Source organism: Niallia circulans, from assembly GCF_007273535.1.
In the GTDB taxonomy this organism is placed as follows: Bacteria; Bacillota; Bacilli; order Bacillales; family Cytobacillaceae; genus Niallia; species Niallia circulans_B.
Genome location: NZ_RIBP01000004.1, coordinates 3,355,525 through 3,373,921, shown reverse-complemented (window position 1 = coordinate 3,373,921; position 18,397 = coordinate 3,355,525). Strand labels below are relative to the sequence as shown.

General features: G+C 37.5%; 22 protein-coding genes and 1 pseudogene. 17 read left to right on the top strand and 6 right to left on the bottom strand.

Annotated features, from left to right (window positions below; all coding sequences use genetic code 11):
• Positions 1–26: 26 nt before the first annotated feature.
• The 10 genes and pseudogenes from CEQ21_RS24745 to CEQ21_RS24700 all read left to right on the top strand — a co-directional run bounded on the left by CEQ21_RS24745 (position 27) and on the right by CEQ21_RS24700 (position 7,259).
• Positions 27–467, top strand: coding sequence for an SRPBCC domain-containing protein (locus CEQ21_RS24745; RefSeq protein WP_185766844.1), 441 nt, complete (start codon positions 27–29; stop codon positions 465–467).
• A 160-nt stretch (positions 468–627) separates the two neighbouring features.
• Positions 628–801, top strand: a complete 174-nt coding sequence (locus CEQ21_RS24740; protein ID WP_185766843.1) for a hypothetical protein — start codon at positions 628–630, stop codon at positions 799–801.
• Positions 802–918: 117 nt separating this feature from the next.
• A pseudogene (locus CEQ21_RS24735) lies at positions 919–1,539 on the top strand (HAD hydrolase-like protein); the annotation flags it as partial.
• 117 nt (positions 1,540–1,656) lie between these two features.
• Positions 1,657–2,124 carry a GNAT family N-acetyltransferase gene (locus tag CEQ21_RS24730; RefSeq protein WP_235907427.1) on the top strand — a complete coding sequence of 156 codons (468 nt, stop codon included), beginning with the start codon at positions 1,657–1,659 and terminating at the stop codon, positions 2,122–2,124.
• A gap of 317 nt (positions 2,125–2,441) precedes the next feature.
• The gene (abc-f, locus tag CEQ21_RS24725) at positions 2,442–4,076 is read left to right on the top strand and encodes a ribosomal protection-like ABC-F family protein (RefSeq protein WP_185766842.1); all 1,635 of its coding nucleotides are present in this window, start codon (positions 2,442–2,444) and stop codon (positions 4,074–4,076) included.
• A gap of 101 nt (positions 4,077–4,177) precedes the next feature.
• On the top strand, positions 4,178–4,483 hold the full coding sequence (locus CEQ21_RS24720) for a YciI family protein (protein WP_185766841.1): 306 nt from the start codon (positions 4,178–4,180) through the stop codon (positions 4,481–4,483).
• A 29-nt stretch (positions 4,484–4,512) separates the two neighbouring features.
• Positions 4,513–5,091 (top strand): GNAT family N-acetyltransferase, encoded by a 579-nt coding sequence (locus CEQ21_RS24715; protein ID WP_235907333.1) that lies wholly within the window; start codon positions 4,513–4,515, stop codon positions 5,089–5,091.
• Positions 5,084–5,482 (top strand): VOC family protein, encoded by a 399-nt coding sequence (locus CEQ21_RS24710; protein WP_185766839.1) that lies wholly within the window; start codon positions 5,084–5,086, stop codon positions 5,480–5,482. Before CEQ21_RS24715 ends, CEQ21_RS24710 begins: the two co-directional genes overlap by 8 nt.
• Positions 5,483–6,048: 566 nt before the next feature.
• Complete coding sequence (locus CEQ21_RS24705) at positions 6,049–6,819, top strand: hypothetical protein (RefSeq protein ID WP_185766838.1); 771 nt, start codon at positions 6,049–6,051, stop codon at positions 6,817–6,819.
• Positions 6,819–7,259, top strand: a complete 441-nt coding sequence (locus CEQ21_RS24700) for a hypothetical protein (protein WP_185766837.1) — start codon at positions 6,819–6,821, stop codon at positions 7,257–7,259. The genes CEQ21_RS24705 and CEQ21_RS24700 overlap by 1 nt, the downstream gene beginning before the upstream one ends.
• A gap of 147 nt (positions 7,260–7,406) precedes the next feature.
• Here CEQ21_RS24700 and CEQ21_RS24695 read toward each other — a convergent pair whose 3' ends face one another.
• Positions 7,407–8,417, bottom strand: a complete 1,011-nt coding sequence (locus CEQ21_RS24695) for a DUF3231 family protein (RefSeq protein ID WP_185766836.1) — start codon at positions 8,415–8,417, stop codon at positions 7,407–7,409.
• A gap of 183 nt (positions 8,418–8,600) precedes the next feature.
• Here CEQ21_RS24695 and CEQ21_RS24690 point away from each other — a divergent pair, with 183 nt between their 5' ends.
• On the top strand, positions 8,601–9,791 hold the full coding sequence (locus CEQ21_RS24690) for an RtcB family protein (RefSeq protein ID WP_185766835.1): 1,191 nt from the start codon (positions 8,601–8,603) through the stop codon (positions 9,789–9,791).
• A 365-nt stretch (positions 9,792–10,156) separates the two neighbouring features.
• Here the strand turns inward: CEQ21_RS24690 and CEQ21_RS24685 are convergent, their stop codons facing one another.
• Complete coding sequence (locus CEQ21_RS24685) at positions 10,157–10,402, bottom strand: YkuS family protein (protein WP_185766834.1); 246 nt, start codon at positions 10,400–10,402, stop codon at positions 10,157–10,159.
• 173 nt (positions 10,403–10,575) lie between these two features.
• Here CEQ21_RS24685 and CEQ21_RS24680 point away from each other — a divergent pair, with 173 nt between their 5' ends.
• Positions 10,576–11,082, top strand: a complete 507-nt coding sequence (locus CEQ21_RS24680; RefSeq protein WP_185766833.1) for a GNAT family N-acetyltransferase — start codon at positions 10,576–10,578, stop codon at positions 11,080–11,082.
• Positions 11,083–11,120: 38 nt separating this feature from the next.
• Here CEQ21_RS24680 and CEQ21_RS24675 read toward each other — a convergent pair whose 3' ends face one another.
• Complete coding sequence (locus tag CEQ21_RS24675; RefSeq protein ID WP_185766832.1) at positions 11,121–12,056, bottom strand: DMT family transporter; 936 nt, start codon at positions 12,054–12,056, stop codon at positions 11,121–11,123.
• Between the two features lie 102 nt (positions 12,057–12,158).
• Here CEQ21_RS24675 and CEQ21_RS24670 point away from each other — a divergent pair, with 102 nt between their 5' ends.
• From CEQ21_RS24670 to CEQ21_RS24660, 3 genes are all read left to right on the top strand, one after another.
• A complete protein-coding gene (locus tag CEQ21_RS24670; RefSeq protein ID WP_185766831.1) occupies positions 12,159–13,040 on the top strand; it encodes an AraC family transcriptional regulator in 882 nt (293 codons plus the stop codon).
• A 77-nt stretch (positions 13,041–13,117) separates the two neighbouring features.
• Complete coding sequence (locus tag CEQ21_RS24665) at positions 13,118–13,468, top strand: cupin domain-containing protein (protein WP_185766830.1); 351 nt, start codon at positions 13,118–13,120, stop codon at positions 13,466–13,468.
• Between the two features lie 4 nt (positions 13,469–13,472).
• A complete protein-coding gene (locus tag CEQ21_RS24660) occupies positions 13,473–14,252 on the top strand; it encodes an arylamine N-acetyltransferase family protein (protein ID WP_185766829.1) in 780 nt (259 codons plus the stop codon).
• Between the two features lie 27 nt (positions 14,253–14,279).
• On the opposite strand, the gene CEQ21_RS24655 is transcribed toward CEQ21_RS24660, so the two are convergent.
• Positions 14,280–14,495, bottom strand: a complete 216-nt coding sequence (locus tag CEQ21_RS24655) for a hypothetical protein (RefSeq protein WP_185766828.1) — start codon at positions 14,493–14,495, stop codon at positions 14,280–14,282.
• 232 nt (positions 14,496–14,727) lie between these two features.
• Here CEQ21_RS24655 and CEQ21_RS24650 point away from each other — a divergent pair, with 232 nt between their 5' ends.
• Positions 14,728–15,522 (top strand): D-alanyl-D-alanine carboxypeptidase family protein, encoded by a 795-nt coding sequence (locus CEQ21_RS24650; protein WP_185766827.1) that lies wholly within the window; start codon positions 14,728–14,730, stop codon positions 15,520–15,522.
• Positions 15,523–15,761: 239 nt separating this feature from the next.
• Positions 15,762–15,998 carry a hypothetical protein gene (locus tag CEQ21_RS24645; protein ID WP_185766826.1) on the top strand — a complete coding sequence of 79 codons (237 nt, stop codon included), beginning with the start codon at positions 15,762–15,764 and terminating at the stop codon, positions 15,996–15,998.
• 294 nt (positions 15,999–16,292) lie between these two features.
• Here the strand turns inward: CEQ21_RS24645 and CEQ21_RS24640 are convergent, their stop codons facing one another.
• Both CEQ21_RS24640 and brnQ read right to left on the bottom strand, forming a co-directional pair.
• Positions 16,293–16,538 carry a DUF2164 domain-containing protein gene (locus tag CEQ21_RS24640; protein WP_185766825.1) on the bottom strand — a complete coding sequence of 82 codons (246 nt, stop codon included), beginning with the start codon at positions 16,536–16,538 and terminating at the stop codon, positions 16,293–16,295.
• A gap of 121 nt (positions 16,539–16,659) precedes the next feature.
• A complete protein-coding gene (brnQ, locus tag CEQ21_RS24635) occupies positions 16,660–17,991 on the bottom strand; it encodes a branched-chain amino acid transport system II carrier protein (protein ID WP_185766824.1) in 1,332 nt (443 codons plus the stop codon).
• Positions 17,992–18,397 lie beyond the last annotated feature (406 nt).

The window sequence follows — 18,397 nt, the reverse complement described above, 5'->3', positions numbered from 1 at the left end:
GCTAAAAACAAGGAGGGGGCGTTAAAGTGTTAACAGAAGTCACGGTTAAGCTGCAAATAAGCAAACCTGCTGAGAAAGTGTTTGTAGCGCTTATAAATCCAGAACAGATTGGTAACTACTGGTTTAGTTCTAGTTCCGAAAAGTGGACAGAAGGAAACACAGTACTATTGAGATACGATGAGTATCAGGCAGAAGTTGCTATTCGTATAATGGAAGTAGCAGAAAAGGAGAAAATCGTGTTCGCATGGGGTGAAAAGCACGAAGAAACAATCGTTTCCATCACACTTAAAGAGCATAACTCGAAAACAGTTATGGAAGTGAAAGAATCAGGTTTTAAAGAAGATGATCCCCTGCTAGTTGAAAAGCTGCTCAACCAAAAAGAAGGCTGGGTCTATACCCTCACATGCCTAAAAGCCTATTTGGAGCACGGTATTCATGATTTGAGAGCGTCATTAGTACTTGGATAATTGTGCAAAAACGCTGTTAAATGAAGCAGCGTTTTGTATTTTTCATGAACTAAGCACTATTCAGATTTCGGTAGATGCAAATTTTTATTTACACAAATTACCAAAAGAGAATATGATAGAATTAAAGATTTACTTATAATAAATTTAGGAGTCGTTTATCATGAATAAGGTTGTCTTAGCAGTCTTAATAAGCTTACTAGTAGCTTTTGTCGTTCCCGCAATTCCGTATGTGGCAGAAGTTTTACGATATGATTTTCATGGCATGTTAACAGTAGCTATATTTGTGATGCTAGTTTTTATCTATAAAGAGCTGGTTGACAGAAGAAAAGAGTAGAGTTGTATATTGATTATAATTTAAAAACAGAAATGTTGTTTAAAAAGATTTTTGAAATTTCTTACTACTATTACATTTATATATATGAATGGTTACTAGAAGGGGAGAGGATACCTTATGAGTTCATATAAGGTCATATTGTTTGATTTAGATGGGACACTCTCAGATCCTAAGATTGGTATTACGAAATCGGTGCAATATGCGTTGAGCATGCTTAATAGACAAGTGCTGGATTTGGATGATTTAGAATGCTTTATTGGCCCACCTTTGCATGTGTCTTTTGCTGATTTTTATGGATTTGATGAGGAAACAATTCAAAAGGGGATAGATTTTTACAGAGAAAGATATAAAGAGACTGGCATGTATGAAAATTTGCTTTATCCAGAAATGACAGGCTTGCTCCAAAAATTAAAGGACCAAGGCTGTATTCTTGCGATAGCTACATCTAAATGGACAGCATTTGCAGAAAAAACAGCGGAATATTTTAACATTACTTCCTATTTTGATGTCATTGTCGGAAGTAATCAAGATGGGACAAGGTCAGAAAAAACAGAGATTATTGAATACATACTTAAGCTCTACAAGGACTTTTCACTGCAAGACTTTATTATGATTGGTGACAGGAAGTATGATTTAATAGGTGCAAATAACACGGACATAGATTCAATAGCTGTTACATATGGATATGGTGCAAGAGAAGAATTAACTGCGTTCAGTCCCACATTTCTTGCAAATAGTGTGCAAGACTTAGAGAGAATTTTGCTTGGGGAAACTCCAAGCCGTGTTGTGTCTTATAAAGAAGCAAACGTGCTTATTAGACAGATAACGAAAAACGACCTCTATCCTCTTTGGAAAATGACATATAAAGAGGAAAGTCCGGATTGGAAAAAATGGGATGCTCCTTATTACGAGCATCAGGCCATTTCGTGGAATGACTTTCAAAAGCAAAAAGACAAGTATCTTTATCAAGATGATTTTTGGGCGATAGAGACAGATGGAAAGCTTATCGGATCTGTCAGCTATTATTGGGAGCATAAGCCATCAAACTGGCTTGAAATGGGAATCGTCATATATGATTCAAAGTTTTGGAGCGGTGGATATGGTACAAAGGCACTGAAGCTGTGGATAAACCATCTATTTCAAACACTTCCACTTGTAAGAGTCGGCTTTACGACTTGGTCAGGCAATAGGCGTATGATGAAGGTCGGGAAAAAGCTTGGAATGCAGCTCGAAGCACGATTAAGAAAATGCCGTTACTATAATGGTATATACTATGATTCGATTCGTATGGGTTTGCTGCGGGAAGAATGGGAAAAGAATTAACGACAGCTTGATAATACTGTTATTAATTGAGGACCCTATCCTGTTTTGCGGAATTGCCCATTGCATCCTAAAAAGAGGTTATGCTACACTTATATTACAAAAGCAGAAAGGATGATGGGTGGCCGATGGATAACTAATCTTATTTTTTCAGTTGAAATGCATAATGCAAATTAAACTAAAGTAGGATTAGTCTGCCCATTTTCTATATAGCTGTTTTAGACAGCTTATTTATGATGCTTAAAATGTCCGGCTAATCCTTCCAAAATTTATTTTGGGAGGATTTTTTTGTCCTCCCTGTGAAATGAGGGATTGATTATATGAAAGAATTAATGAAATTGCATAATATCAAATATGAGGTGGCAGATCAGCTCCTGTTTGACAAGGTAACAGCATCAGTGCAGGAAGAGGATGTCGTAGGAATTATCGGCAATAATGGTGCTGGTAAGTCAACGCTGCTCCACTTATTAAACGGGGATGTAGAGCCTACTGACGGGCAAATACAGTGGCTTAATCAAGGCTTGGATATTGCCATTGTCATCCAAGAGGCAAAAACACATATCTCTGCAAACAAATCAGTCGATGTAACAAGGCTTCTTGAAAAATGGTCTGTGCCAGTTTTACCGTATGAATATTTAAGCGGCGGTGAAAAATTAAAAGTCAGGCTTGCACAAGGCTTTGCGACTGGAGCTGATCTCCTGCTGTTAGACGAACCGACGAATCACCTTGACAGCCAAAGTCTTGATTTACTGCAGAAACAGATAAAGGAATATAAAGGAACGATAATTTTAGTGTCCCACGACCGCTATTTTCTTGATGCCGTTGCCTCAAAAATCTGGGCAATTGAGGATAAGAAGCTTATAGAGCATAAGGGGAATTATTCTGACTTTATGAAGGCCCGCAATGCGAAAAGGTTGGTGCAGCAACGAGAATATGAAAAACAGCAAAAATTGACAGAACAAATTCAAGGTCAAATAAAAGAGTTGAATACATGGTCACAAAAAGCTCATGCACAGTCAACAAAAAAAGAAGGCATGAAAGAATACTATCGTGTTAAAGCAAAGCGGATGGATGCTCAAGTAAAATCAAAACAAAAACGATTAGAAAAGGAACTCGCAAAGCGTAACGTGGAGCCTGTTACAGAGGAGCATTCTGTTCAGTTTTCCATAACAGCAAGCAATAAGGTTGGCAAACGGTTTTTAGAAGTGAAAGGGCTGACGAAATCATTTGGTGAACGGACCTTGTTTAAGGATGTACATTTTACGATAAAACATGGAGAAAGAATTGCCCTGACAGGTGCAAATGGCAGCGGTAAGTCTACATTGTTGAAAATGATTGCCGGAAGTGTTGTTGGAAAAGGGGATATTTGGATGTCACCTGCAGCCAATATTGGCTATTTATCACAGGAGGTATTTGATTTGCCACTTGATTCAACACCAGAGCAGCTATTTTATAAGGAAACCTTCGAAGAGAGAGGAAGGGTTCAGACGTTAATGAAGCATTTGGGATTCACGGCAGCTCAATGGAGGGAACCGATTGAGTCAATGAGTATGGGGGAGCGTGTCAAATGCAAGTTAATGGCCTATATACTAGATGATAAGGACGTCTTACTGTTGGATGAACCTACCAATCACCTTGACCTTGCTTCGCGTGAGCAGCTGGAGGAGACGTTGGCTCAATATAATGGAACGTTACTTATCGTGTCCCATGATCGCTATTTCCTTGAGAAAACAACAACTAGCCAATTAGTGATAACAGATACAGGAATTCGCAAACAATGGCAAAGTCATGCACCTACAAGAGATGACAAAAAAGAGCTGAGGCTAAAGCTTGAAACAGAAAGACAAGAGATTTTAGGAAGGCTCAGCTTTATGTTGCCACAAGATAAAGAATATGCGGTGCTTGATGCTAAATTCAATGAACTAACACAAAAGCTGAAAGAGCTGTCCAACTAATATATATCTGTAAGCTAAAGCACTTTTCCAGAAGGAAAAGTGCTTTTTTCGTCGAAGCAATATAAGGGAATATACATTATGGAATAAAAGGGGAAATAATTATGCAGTTTGTTGTAACAGCATATGACGGTACGGATGATTTTGCATTGGAAAGGAGATTGGGTGCACGAGCAGAGCATTTAAAGTCGGTTGAGAAACGATTTGATGAGGGCAATCATTTATACGGCGCTGCCCTGTTAGATGATACAGAAAAAATGATTGGTTCGATGATGGTAGTAGACTATCCATCAAAAGAAGCGCTTGATGAGTGGCTTAAGGAAGAACCTTATGTGACAGGCAATGTATGGCAAAGGATTGAGATTTCGCCATGTAAGGTTGCTCCAATATTTATGGATTTAAATAAATAAGGTTATTTTCAGGAATGGAGGGGGACAATTTGTACTCCAAGCAAAATGATTTTCCTGTCCTGCAAACAGAACGGTTACTGTTAAGAGAAATCCAAAATGAAGATGCATTAGATATTTTCGAGTATCTTTCTGACAAGGATGTCATGAAATATTATGGAATGGAGCCTTTTCAGTCACTTGAGGAAGTGCGGAAGGAAGTCGAATGGTATAAGTCAATCCGAATGAAGCAAACGGGCATAAGATGGGGAATTACACTAAAAGAAAATGGAAAGGTGCTTGGCAGCTGCGGATTTTTGAATTGGGATAAGCGTCATTTTCGGACAGAAATCGGCTATGAGCTGCATAAGAATTATTGGGGACAGGGCTTGGCAAGTGAAGCTTTAAAGGTAGTCGTACAATACGGCTTTGAGCATATGGGACTTGAAAGAATTCAAGCACTGATTGAACCGCCCAACTTGTCGTCACAAAGCTTGCTCAAAAAGCATCGGTTTTTGTGTGAAGGCTTGCTGAGAAGCTATGAATTTACGAGCGGAAAAATGGACGACCTGTATATGTACTCTTTAATAAAAAAAGATTTTAATGGTTGGAGGGCACAAACCAATGACTAAGATAACCCCATTTTTAATGTTTCAAGGAAATGCGGAAGCAGCGATCCATTTTTATACAACCATAATAGAAGACTCAAGTATAAAGAATGTGATCCGTTACGGGAAGGACGAAGCTGGAGAGGAAGGAAGCGTCATGCAAGCTGTCTTCACATTGAAGAACCAAGAGTTCATGTGTATAGACAGCAACATTTCTCATGACTTTGGATTTACACCCTCATTTTCCATTTATGTTGAATGTGAAACAGAGGAGCAAATTGACCATTATTATCAAGCATTCGTTAGTGGAGGCCAAGAGCTTATGGCTCTTGGAGATTATTCCTTCAGCAGAAAATTTGGATGGATTATTGATAAGTATGGGGTTTCCTGGCAATTTACTCTTCCATTTAAGTAACGGATAGAAATAGAATGTAATAAATTTTAAAAAAATAAGAGACATTCTTAATAAAGAACGATATACTAGGATAGTAGGGCTATAACCAAATGCCTAAAGAAGTAGCTCTAATACTATTGTATTTTGCCATGATAGAATGAGGACTAACATTTTGTCATGGCCTTTTTTAGACTTTCAAATAAGCTATTCCTCAACAGGTGTTTCCGTTTCATCCCACCCATACAGCTCATTGATTTCCTCTACAAGCTTTTCTAAAAAATCATCTGATAGTACATCTTCTTTTTTCATCTGGTACAATGCCTCCCTGCTACTTTTATTTTTGCTAATACTGGATAAATATATACTTCGGTAATTTAATTTATAGTTGTTATTAGTTAATAAGACATATAGTTATTTTACTTATAAAATTTCCAAAAATAAACTGTAACGATTATTAAGAATACGTTTTAATGAAAAACAGGGTGGAGCAATTTTATATAAAGAACGATGCTGCTCGAATAAAAAGGACTTATTGGAGAATCATACATAGTATACATCGAGAGAAACTGGTGAGTAGGATGCATGATGTGTTAAGAAGACCCCAAGTAAAAATAACACCCTTCGGTAGTAATTACTTGCGTGTAATTAACCCGTATATGCCATTATGGTGGGGAATGGCGATGCCCGGTGCAGGTCATATAATGTTAGGGAAACGGTTGAAAGGCTTCTTTTTATTCCTGTTTGAGTTTGTTGTTAATACAGAAACCAAGCTTAATTTGGCGATTGTTTATTCTTGTACTGGCCAGTTTGACATGGCGAAGCAATGCCTTGACATAAAATGGTTTTTTATCTATATCGGTGTTTATATCTTTAATATATGGGATGCCTATAGATTAGCAACAGATATTAATCAACTGTCTCAGCTTGCAGCAAGGCAAAAGGCTCCAATAGCTGATTTTCAATTAAGTCTATTTGAGATTAATTATCTTCAAAAGATGAGTGTATGGATTCCAGTTTTTTGGTCAATCATCACACCAGGTCTTGGACATTTAATTATCCGCAATATTACAACAGGATTGTACTTAAGTTTTTGGCTGTTAATTACTATATTTCAATCAAATCTGTTAAGCAGCTTCTACTACACCTGCAATGGAGATTATTTAAAAGCAATAGTTGCACTCGACCCGCAATGGGCGCTGTATTTGCCTTCATTATATTGTTTTGCTGTATGTGACAGCTATTATCATACACTCACACTTAATGATCTATTTAAAATCGAGCAAGCGCGCTATCTAGAAAACAACTATTGGAATAAGGCTAACAGAAGAGACTTGATGAAGCTATTGGAGAAAAAATAATGACTGTCATATCTTTGTTTGAACATTCGTTAAAACTGGAGCTTGCCATAAGTGAACTCGAAAACAACCATATCGGTCGTGAATGTATATTAGCAAAACCTATCTTCCCCGAAAAAACAGAATATAGTTTTATTGACCCCTATAATAATAATGGCATGAATTTATTTTTAGTGTCCTGTATAAGCATGATTATGATGCTGTTAGGGACAATTTACGGATTCGTTCTGTATCTTGGTCCTATTATTTGGGGATTAATTGGTATGATAGCGGGGGCTCTTGTCGGAATATTTTTGGATGTATCCATAAAAAAAAGCAAGCGGAACAAACCAGCATGCTCTCCTGCAGAAGTACTCCTCATCATAAATTGTGAGGAGGATAAGGCTAATATGGTGGAAATGATTTTAAAAAAGTATCACACATTAGGTATTGTCAGACTGTGAATCAAACATGTAATAGCTGCCAAGTCAATGGCGGCTATTATTTGTTTATTGATACTAGATAGGAGGCAAAGTATGTCCTTTATCATAAGAAATTGTCAAAGAGTAAGTAGTTGGAAATAATGATGCTGCCAAACTGCGGCAGCATCATTATTTCTTTTTCTTAGCAAGCAGGTTTCGATCGACATTATGTGGCGGCTTTTCCATCCAATTATTTTCAATTAAAAGGTTTCCTCCATCCTCCGCATAGTTCGAAGTTTCCACCATAAGCCGGAAATAGATGGAACCCAAATCATGACGAGGGCTGACTGCGATGGAATCGCCGAAGTTTCTTAGCTTAGCTGACGATAAATTGCTGATATGAAAAAGCATCAACTTATCTGAAAACGGTGGTATATTGGTTGTTGTCACATTAAATTGACTTGGCATTGTCAGTGGCAGGTCTTCCTGCTTTAAGACATTAGAAAAAACAGTATTTTGTTTAATATTTATATGTTTTCCTCTTATAAAGTAGCTACGAATTTCATTTGATTCTGCAACCTGACTGAATGCGAGTAAAAGGACTGTTTTAATGGTATTAAACTGGATATTTGCAAATAACTGTGAAATTTCAATCCCAGTCAATGTTCGTTTATCACCAAAAAAGCCATTGAAAAAGCTTTGTCGCTCCACCATTTCTTGTGTGTTCATTGTCGGAATATTTGGTGGTCGCACATAAATGCCAGTTTCTAACATTACCTCTGTCACTTGATTGGAATAGTTAGCTGCATCACGCATTGATTCTGTTATAAATTGGCGAATATCTAATCTCGTTGTATTTGGTAATGTGATGCTGTAAAAGATTAATCCAAGCTTATACATCATGTCTATGTACAAAAGGTAGAAGCTATCAGAAAACAGCCGAGGAGCAGTCAGGTTTACATCCTGCTCAGAAAAGCCTGCAGGCAATGGAATGTTTTCTTCTTGAAAAAAGCTTTTCACACGCTCTGTTATCCTTTGACTAAGTAAATCACTGTCTTGAATAATTTTCTTAATCTGTTTGTTTTCTACATTTGCTAAGAAATGCTGGAACATACAGCGAGACATTGTGTTCGCCATATAAAAATTCCAGAGATTTGCTTTTTCAGCAGAGGTAAGTGGTGCTTTTGTATTGTTTTTCATGAATTTCTCCTAAAGAATTTTCTACAACAAAAATTTTCCCATGTATAGGTTTTCCATTCATTTTGAAAATAATGCAGGAATTAATACTAGAAAGAGCGAATTGGCAGTAAAGTATAAATATGGAAGGATGTAATAGAAATCTGTTTGCAATTGCTTCCTCTAATACAAAAAAGGAGAGTCACTATGTTAGAAGTCCAAGGAAAATATAATATTGCGAAAGTTTATACAGATAAAGTAGAAGAAACAGCGATGTCTCAAATACTGGAGCTATGTGATCAGGAATTTACAAAGGGAACGAAAATACGAATCATGCCAGATACACATGCTGGAGCAGGCTGCACAATCGGTACAACAATGACGATAACAGATAAAATTGTTCCAAATTTGGTTGGTGTAGATATTGGATGTGGCATGGAAGTAGCAGTCATCGATAAAAATAAAACAGAAGTGAATTTTGATCAATTGGATGAAGTTATCCGAAAGCATATTCCAAGCGGTTTTTCTACACGTGAAAGTAGTCAATTTCACCCATACTCCAAAAGAGTAGAATTTCGCAATGTTGTGGCACCGTTTAGCTTGAAAAGAGCCAAATCATCTGTTGGTACATTAGGTGGCGGCAATCATTTTGTAGAGTTGAACGAAATGGATGACAAAATTGTACTTGTCATTCATTCTGGGTCAAGAAACTTAGGGAAGCAAATTGCCGATCATTATCAAAACTTGGCTTATAATGAGCTTTTGAGCTTGCATCAGGAGAAACAAGGCTTGATTGATGAATTGAAAGCAGCAGGAAGGGAAAGTGAAATTGAAGAGACGTTAAAGGCGCTGAAACGACCATATGTCAAAAAGGATCTTGCCTACCTTCAAGGGAAAAGCTTTGAGCATTATATGAATGACATGAAGATAGCCCAGCATTATGCTTTATTAAACAGAAAGGCAATGGTGGAGGAAATCACTTCGCGTATGCGCTGGAACATCTTAGAAAGCTTTACGACCATTCACAATTACATTGATATGGAACAGATGATTCTCAGAAAAGGAGCAATCTCTGCGAGAAAAGATGAAAAAGTGATTATTCCAATGAATATGAGGGATGGAAGCATCATCGCAATAGGCAAGGGAAATAAGGACTGGAATGAATCAGCCCCACACGGTGCGGGTAGATTAATGTCCAGGACAAAAGCAAAAGAATTGGTGTCATTAGAGCAATTTAAAGACGTAATGAAGGATGTTTGGACGACTTCTGTTAATGAAGGTACATTGGATGAAAGTCCAATGGCTTATAAACCGATGGAGGATATTATTAAGCATACAGATGATACGATTGAAATTGTTCAAGTAATTAAACCATTATATAATTTCAAGGCAAATTGAAGAATGTTCCAGGCTGATGGCAAACTTCACCCAAAAGGGTCATGTTTTTTATCAGCCTGTTAGGATTTGGGAGAATTAGAAAAACACATCCACAATCAATATGCCTAATCCGATTAAAAAGATAATCATTTCATTCATCTCCCTTCACACTATATATTTTCATCATATGACAGGACGGAAAAAACTACATTATCTTGAATAGAATATTTACGGAAACAACATGTTCCAATAACAATAGGCAATCGTCGTGTTTTAGTAAATGTATCGCCAAAAATGACGATCTTCATACAAACAGGAAAGTATATTTAAGGGGATTATAGAGGAGAGAAGCCAGCCCGCCATACCAAACGGACTGACTTGCATTTTTATCTGCTTGTTCGTTGTTCTACCTGCTGACATACTTCATCTGCAGAGAGGCCGTTTGCCTCAATCACAGAGCCTTGCAATTGTGTGTCCTGCATGCCCATAACATTAGAGTCGATTCCTGAAACGACACAGCAATCACAGCCTTGTGCGTCTGATTCTTGCTGGAGGTTAATGATTTCATGCCCTTTTTCACGAAGAGCCTCAGAAATATTTGTTAGCGATTGTTCTACACCAATTCTTGCCATATAAATCACCTCCCAAAAAATAAATTTTCCTTATGATAGCAGAATTATTCTATTTGAAAAAAATAATTGTTTTTGATATTATAGACTGAAAAGTCAGATATTTATTACGGTAGTTCCATTTTAAAACAGATGATAAATTACGAACAAAATATTACTGTATAGGCGGTGGCAAGATGAGCAAGGAACCAATTGTGAAAGTATATTCCGAGCAATATCAAACAGAAGTATTAGACTTGATATTACATATCCAGCAAACGGAATACAATATTCCAATAACAAAAGAAAATCAACCTGATTTAATGATGATTGAAACATTTTATCAACGGGGAAAAGGGAATTTTTGGGTAGCGTGTATGGAGGACAAGGTAGTCGGAACAATTGCTTTACTTGATATTGGCAATAGCCAAGTAGCTTTAAGGAAAATGTTTGTTGCCAAAGATTATCGCGGTTCAGCCTTTAACACAGCAACTCGTCTGTTGCAGAATGCGCTTAGTTGGGCAAAGGAGCGTACTGTAAACGAGGTGTTTTTAGGAACAACGCCACAATTTTTAGCCGCACATCGCTTTTATGAGAAAAACAGCTTTACTAGTATTGAAATGGCAGAGCTACCAAAAGCATTTCCTCTTATGGAGGTAGATAAGAAGTTTTATAAGTATCATGTTGAAAAACAAGCAATTTGAAAGCTGCCGAAGCAACCGGCAGCTTTTTTCTTTCTATATCAAATCGGGATATCATCAGAAGCAGAGGGAACTGCTTGGCGTTTACTTAAGGTGAGAAGCAGTACCACACTTATGATGCATGCAGCACCAACCCATTGGATAAATCCGAAGGGCATATTCAGCCAGAAAACAGTTGTTAAACAGGCTGCTAATGGCTCAATGCTGCCTAACAAGCTTGCCTCTTTCGGCATGAGTGTTTCAAGGCTTTTGATGTAAAACCAGAAGGCAATCATTGTCCCAAAAAGGATGACAAACACTAAATAAATAAGCTGTGAGGCAGTTATGGAAGCTGGTGCTGTTTTCCAAATTGGTTCGACTATATTTAAGCAAAGTCCGCCGATAATCATTGCCCAGCCGACAATTACTAAAGAGTCGAACTTTTTTAGCAGCGATCCTGCGCTTAACGTGTAAAACGCAGCAGCAACTCCTGACAAAACACCCCAAACGACAGCAGGGACAGGGACAGAAAGCTCAGAGAAGGTGCCGTTTGTGAGCAGGAAAAAACAGCCTGATAACGCTAGAATTGCCGTGTAGACATCCACCTTAGTCAAACGCATTTTTCTTGTGATAAGATAATACAGCATTATCATGATTGGAGATAAATACTGTAGTAAGGTAGCAACTGCCGCATTGCCATGATGGATGGATGCCATATACGTATATTGAACTGCCAGCATTCCAAACACAGAAAATGCAACAAGTCTGATGGCAGTGCTTGGCTCCTTCCATACATTAATAATTTCCCTGCGGTTTTTGCTGAAAAGCTTAAATAGCAACAAGATGCAGCCAGACAAAAGCAGCCTGACAACAACAAGCCAATCGACATTTACCTCATAAGATTGGAACAGCTTCTGGGCAACAGTACCGCCAATACCCCAAAATGCAGCCCCGGTAATCACAAAAAACAAGCCTTTTTTTCGATCATTGTTCAACATATTTCTTCCACCCTTATATAAATATATTGTTATAATAAAGCAATAATCTGATAGGAAATACGTAAATAGCATGAAAAAATATAACAATATGGAGGTGGTAGTATGAAAGGTCATTTTTCCATTGATCAGAATTTAAGGGAGCTGACAGAGCATCTTACCGTTCTTTTGCCAATAGCATGCTATGAAACAACAATTAACCAAAATATTCATGGCCATATCCCCCTACATTGGCATGATGAGCTGCAATTTGTATACATGAAAAAGGGGGAAGCTATATTTCACGTAAATGGGGAAAGAGTTCAATTATTAGAAGGTAACGGACTGTTTATTAATAGCGGCTTGCTTCATATGGCGGAAGAAAAGACAGAAGCTGCTTCCTATATATGCATGAATGTAGCACCTTCTTTTGTTTTGTCACAAGAACTGTTTTCCACGTTTGTGTATCCCTATGTACAAGCGAGCAATCTTCCATATGTCTCCATTGATGGCAACAAGGAATGGGGAAGAACCATTCTGGAGTCGATTTTGAAAATCAACCGTTTGCTAATGGAAAAACAGCCTTTTTTTGAAATTGATATAAGTACAGAGCTGGCTCAAGCTTGGAAAAGCTTTATGATGCATGGGATACCGCCGGCTTTTAATAAAACAGAGGCCAGTAAGAATGAAAAAATGAAACGAATGCTCAATTGGATTCATCAACACTACGAGGAGAAGATAAGCCTTGAGGATATTGCTTCTGCAGGTCAATTGAGCCGGTCTGAATGCTGCCGCTATTTCAAAAGAATTTTGAAAAGGTCTCCTTTCAGCTATTTGGAGCATTATCGCATACAGAAGAGCCTGCTGTTACTTCAGGAAGAGGATGCGAATATAACCGAGGTCGGCTATAGAGTCGGTTTTAACAGCACTAGCTATTTTATCCAGAAATTTCGCAAGGAAATCCATATGACTCCATTAGCCTATAAAAAACATAAACAAAAATCTTAAATATAATCGGTTAAGCAGACCGTTACCGTGATTGAAATAAACTATGCGATAATAGACTGGACAAGAGGTGAAAGTGTATGAAGAAAATAATCTCATTTAACAAGCTTGCAGGAAAAGAGATTGGCAATTATCAGTCTATGTCAGCTTATTACACAAAAATAATGAGAACAGATGAACCTGTCAGTATTGGGATTATCCATATAGAGTCAGGTGGAGTTGTTGGTTACCATAATGCCCCTGTTTCTCAAGCCTTTATTGTTATGGAAGGGAAAGGCTGGATAAAGGGTCCTGATAAGCTAGTACAAACGATCCAATCAGGTGAAGGTGTTCTTTGGGAAAAAGGAGAAGGCCATGAATCTGGAAGTGAGGAAGGCATGACAGTACTTGTACTGCAAGGAGAAAACCTGCCATTAGAAGAAAGGGTGTAATTATATGCAACAAATCAATAAACGCTTGCGCGAACGGGTTGGCTTTCCTCTTGATGAAGCTATTACATTGCAAACTTTAGAACTTGTTCTTGAAAGAATGGCTAAAACGGTACCGTTTGAAAATACAGCCATTATTGAGGGAAGAACAGAAGCTATTTCAGAAAAGTACTTAATGGAAAAGGTTATTGGACGACAGGAAGGTGGTCTTTGTTTTGATTTGAATCCACTTCTCTACTTGTTTTTACTTGAAAACGGTTTTCAAGTAACCATGATTAAAGGAATCACTTATGATGCTGCAAATAAAACTTGGAGTAAAACAGGTGCCACACATGCTGCCATTTTGCTTGAAGAGAATGGGAGACGTTATATTGTCGATTCTGGATTTGGTGCAAACCTGCCGTTAAAACCAGTGCCGCTTGATGGTGAAATTATCCAATCAGATAATGGACAATTTCAAATAAAGCAAGAAGAGACTGAGTATGGAGACTATTGCTTCTTTATGAAACTGAAGGATAAAAGTGAGGAATGGACGCTAGGATACGCCTTCCAATCAACCGTAGCATTTTATGACGTTAAGGATATGATCGAAATGCAAAAAACAATTGTCGAGCATCCCGATTCCCGCTTTAATAAAGGTCCGCTCGTTAGCATGTTAACAGATAAAGGAAGCATGGTATTATCCCAAGACTCCTTTACAGAATGGATAGACGGAAAAAAACACAAGCAAGACATCAACACAGAAGAATTTTCAGCAATTGCAAAGGAAAGATTTGGATTAAGGTAGAGACAGGATGCCTGAGCATCCTGTTTTCTATTTCTTCGGAAATGAATCATCTAGCGTATTACTAAATTGCTGCATATTTGCATCTGCTTTAAGTGAGTCAACATGAAAAGGATTGGCCTTATTAGTGCGAGCATCTGTTTTTATTCCCATCTGATCACCATTAGCATTTGCGATGACGCCTTCTCTAGAGCCATCTTTATGTGACTCTGTCTCAACATGGATATTGCCTGAATCTTTAGGCATTGTGGCATGACCTCCAATAAGTTTAGTCCTTTTATTGTTACATAAAAGGGCTGTATTTATGATAGTATGCCAATTATCACAATCCAAGTTTTTAAGCGTAATCTAGTTTTTTTAGTTTTGTTATTCATTTGTAATGGTATTGTGTACAAACAAATTTATAATGATAATATTCCCTTTATAAAAAAGTGGGTAATAGAAATAAGTTGTAAAGCAACAAGAGAAAGGTGAAAACATGAAGAAAGTAATTACAATGTCAGCCATTGCATTATTGTTGAGCGGCTGCAGCACGACCCAACAAGATAGTCAGCAAAAAGAAAACTCAAATCAATCTGTCTCACAGCAGGATATTGTTGAAAAGGAAGAGGCGCCAAAAACAGAGTGGACAATCCCCACAGAAAACCAAAATAAAGTAAAAAAAGAAGATGGGCATTTTGTTCTTGAAAATCCAGAAAATATGTTAGCACTTGTCAACAAGGAATATTATTTGCCGAGTGATTATGAACCAAAGGATCTCGTTAGACCTGATGTTGCATTTTCTTTTGGAGATGAGGATATCGAAAAAAGCCATATGAGAAAAGAAGCAGCAGAAGCATTAGCTGATATGTTTAATGGAGCAAAAGACGAGGGACTTATTCTTTATGCATCATCAGGATACCGTTCTTACGATCGACAAGCTGCCGTATTTAAGCAAGAGGTAGCCAATGTAGGAGAGGAAAACGCAGAACAGGCTGTTGCGATTCCTGGCTCAAGTGAACATCAAAGTGGCTTAGCGATGGATATCACTTCACAGAAGCAAAATTTCCTGTTAACAGAGGAATTTGGCGAGGATAAGGAAGGCAAATGGTTAATGGCAAATGCCTATAAATACGGATTTATCCTGCGCTATCCAAAAGATAAGGTAGACATCACTCAATATGAATATGAACCGTGGCACTATCGTTATGTTGGCAAAGATGCCGCAAAAGTGATGCAGGATAAGGACTGGACACTTGAAGAGTATTTCGAGAATGGTACTAAGCAACAATAAATGTCTACTAGTCTACAATCGTTTGAAGGAATACTAAACTGGACACCTGTCCAGCAACCGATATTCGATTACAGGCAATGGGTAAAAAATAGCTAAAACGATTAATCCAGCTTTCCAAGCTAAAGGCATAATTACCTTGCCATATGATAAAAAGTTTTAGGCAGAAATGTAAAATGGCACTAAACCTAGACTGTTTCGTGTCGATATTAAGATTAATCAAGACGAACAAAGGTGATAAAATGCCAGATACATTTACGAGAGAACAAGATGCTTTGCTTGCTGAAACAGTATTGAGGCATATCCGTGAGGGGAGTACAGCAATTGCTGCCTTTGAAGAGGTTGCCGTAGTGATGAATAAAAGTGCTTCAACTTGTGGGTACAGATGGAATAATACAGTGAGGCACAATTATCGAGGAGCTTTCAGGCTTGCTAGACAAAAGAGATATGAACTGAAATATGCTAATAACGGCAGTTAAGGCTTGCTTATAAAGCACGCTTGCACATCTGCAATTTTTGGAAGGCATCGATTGTTATCGATGCCTTATTCTTCATCATTAATTTCATTATCGCCGACTTCATCCTCGCCAGGCTGATCTGTGCCTGGATTAATTTCATTACAGCCAGTCATCATCGTACCTAACCTAAAAAAGCAGCAAGCAGCACTGCAAGCAATGTTTTACGCATGAAGTGAAATCTCCCTTTAAAGTAGTTTCTTCTTCAAATAAGGTTTGCTTTCAAACACTTTCCTTATACATACATTGCTTTGTTTATCATTTCCTTATTGGTTTTTCCAATGTTAATATTTCATCCTCAATCGCCATAAATTGCTCTTCTACTAGCTTCTTCGTATCAGAAATTGCCATATTATAAAAATGGGCTGCAATTGTTTCCTTGAAAAAATCAAGCACTCGTTCTGCCGCAAATTCGGAAATTTCCTCGTCTCTTTCTTGGGAGAAAAATGTTTGGATATCGGAAATCATCATTTCCTGTTGTTCTTTTGTTAATTTATAAAACAATATGAACAGTCCCTTCCTCTTAATAAATTGTACTATACATCGATTCAGCAACATATTACAGGCTTGTTTTTTCATAAAAAATGTGGCTGACAACGAGGTCAGCCACATTCGAGTTTATTTATTAATTATTGTGTAAAGCATTGTTTTGCTTATAATTCAATACGTATCCAATTAATCCACCAATAATTGCTGGGACAATCCATCCTAAGCCAATGCCGTACATTGGAAGAAAGCTTGCGAAGAAGGAATCTAAAGCAGGAATCTTCAATGCTGTTTCTTGGAGGCTGTCCACAAGGCTGATAATAAAGGTAAACAATAGACTGACTTGATATACTCCAGGTCTTCCCTTAAATAGGGGATGAAGGAATGTTAAGAAAATCAGCACGATTGCCAAAGGATAAATGATAGTTAGAACAGGTACAGAAATGGCTATCAACTCAGTAAGTCCAACGTTTGCAATAATAGCACTGAATACTGATAAGCTTATAGCGATTGCTTTATAAGAGATAGCAGGGAAAAGCTTATGGAAATAAGAAGAACAAGCTGTTATTAAGCCAACACTTGTAGTTAAACAAGCGACAGTAATCATTAAGCCTAATAAAACTCCGCCGTATGTTCCGAAATAGTATTCAGAAACACGCGATAATACTTCTCCACCATTATCCAAATGTCCAAGCTTTTCTACACTTGATGCACCCATATAGGAAAGAGCTGAATAAATAGCTGCAAGAATGACAGCGGCAATTAATGTTGCCATTAAGCAAACTTTTAAAATTTGTCCTTTTGTTTTGGCTCCTTTTTCGCGAATAGCATTAATAATGATAATTCCGAATACGAAGGAAGCGAGTGTATCCATTGTTAAGTATCCTTCTTGGAAACCGTTAAAGAAAGAGTTAGTCATATACTTCTCTGATGGTGCCTGGAATTTGCCGATTGGGAAAATCACAGAAACAACAACTAAAATGCCAATGAACGTCAATTTAATTGGTGTTAAAAAACGGCCGACAATATCAACGATTTTCGCTGGGTTCAGTGACAAGAAGCAAGTGATAGTAAAAAAGATAACTGTAAAAATTAATAGTGCAATTCCGACAGAACTTTCTGACACAAATGGCTTAACGCCGATTTCAAAGGAAACATTTCCAGTACGCGGGATTGCAAATAATGGCCCAATTGCCAAATATAAAACAGTTGTAAAAACAAGACCGAATATTGGATGCACACGGCTAGCTAATGATTGCAGATCCTCTTTGCCAGAAAATCCAAAGGCCATAACACCAAGAAGCGGCAAACCTACACCTGTTACAAGGAAGCCTGCATTTGCAGACCAGATTTCACTGCCTGCTGATTGACCGAGCATTGCTGGGAAGATAAGATTACCGGCTCCAAAAAATAATGCAAACAACATGAGACCAATAATAACGATAAATGAAAATGGTACTTTAGTTGACACAATAAAACCTCCAAAACTTAAATCAATATAAAAGTTAATAGCTTGAAAATGCCTCTACACGATCTTAGTTGGCGAAATCGTAAATAGAATAGCAATTTTCAAAAAATTATAGCCAAATGAAAACTCATCAGATGTTACCACATGTTTGTCTGTCTTTAGAATGCCTTTCATTCACATATTTAAACTTTTAAAATGAAATGTCTGTAGGTTTTTTTAGTCCTTGCAATTTCGAAAACGATAAAAATATTGACTTGAAAATAACAAGGCAATAAATCATAAAGTATAAAAAGTTTAGAATTACTAGAAAATGGTGTAACATCATGGTGGCATTTACAATGGCTGAAAAAATTGTATCAGTTTAAACTTCTTGCTTTTTTATAAACAACGTTCACTATGTTAAATGATT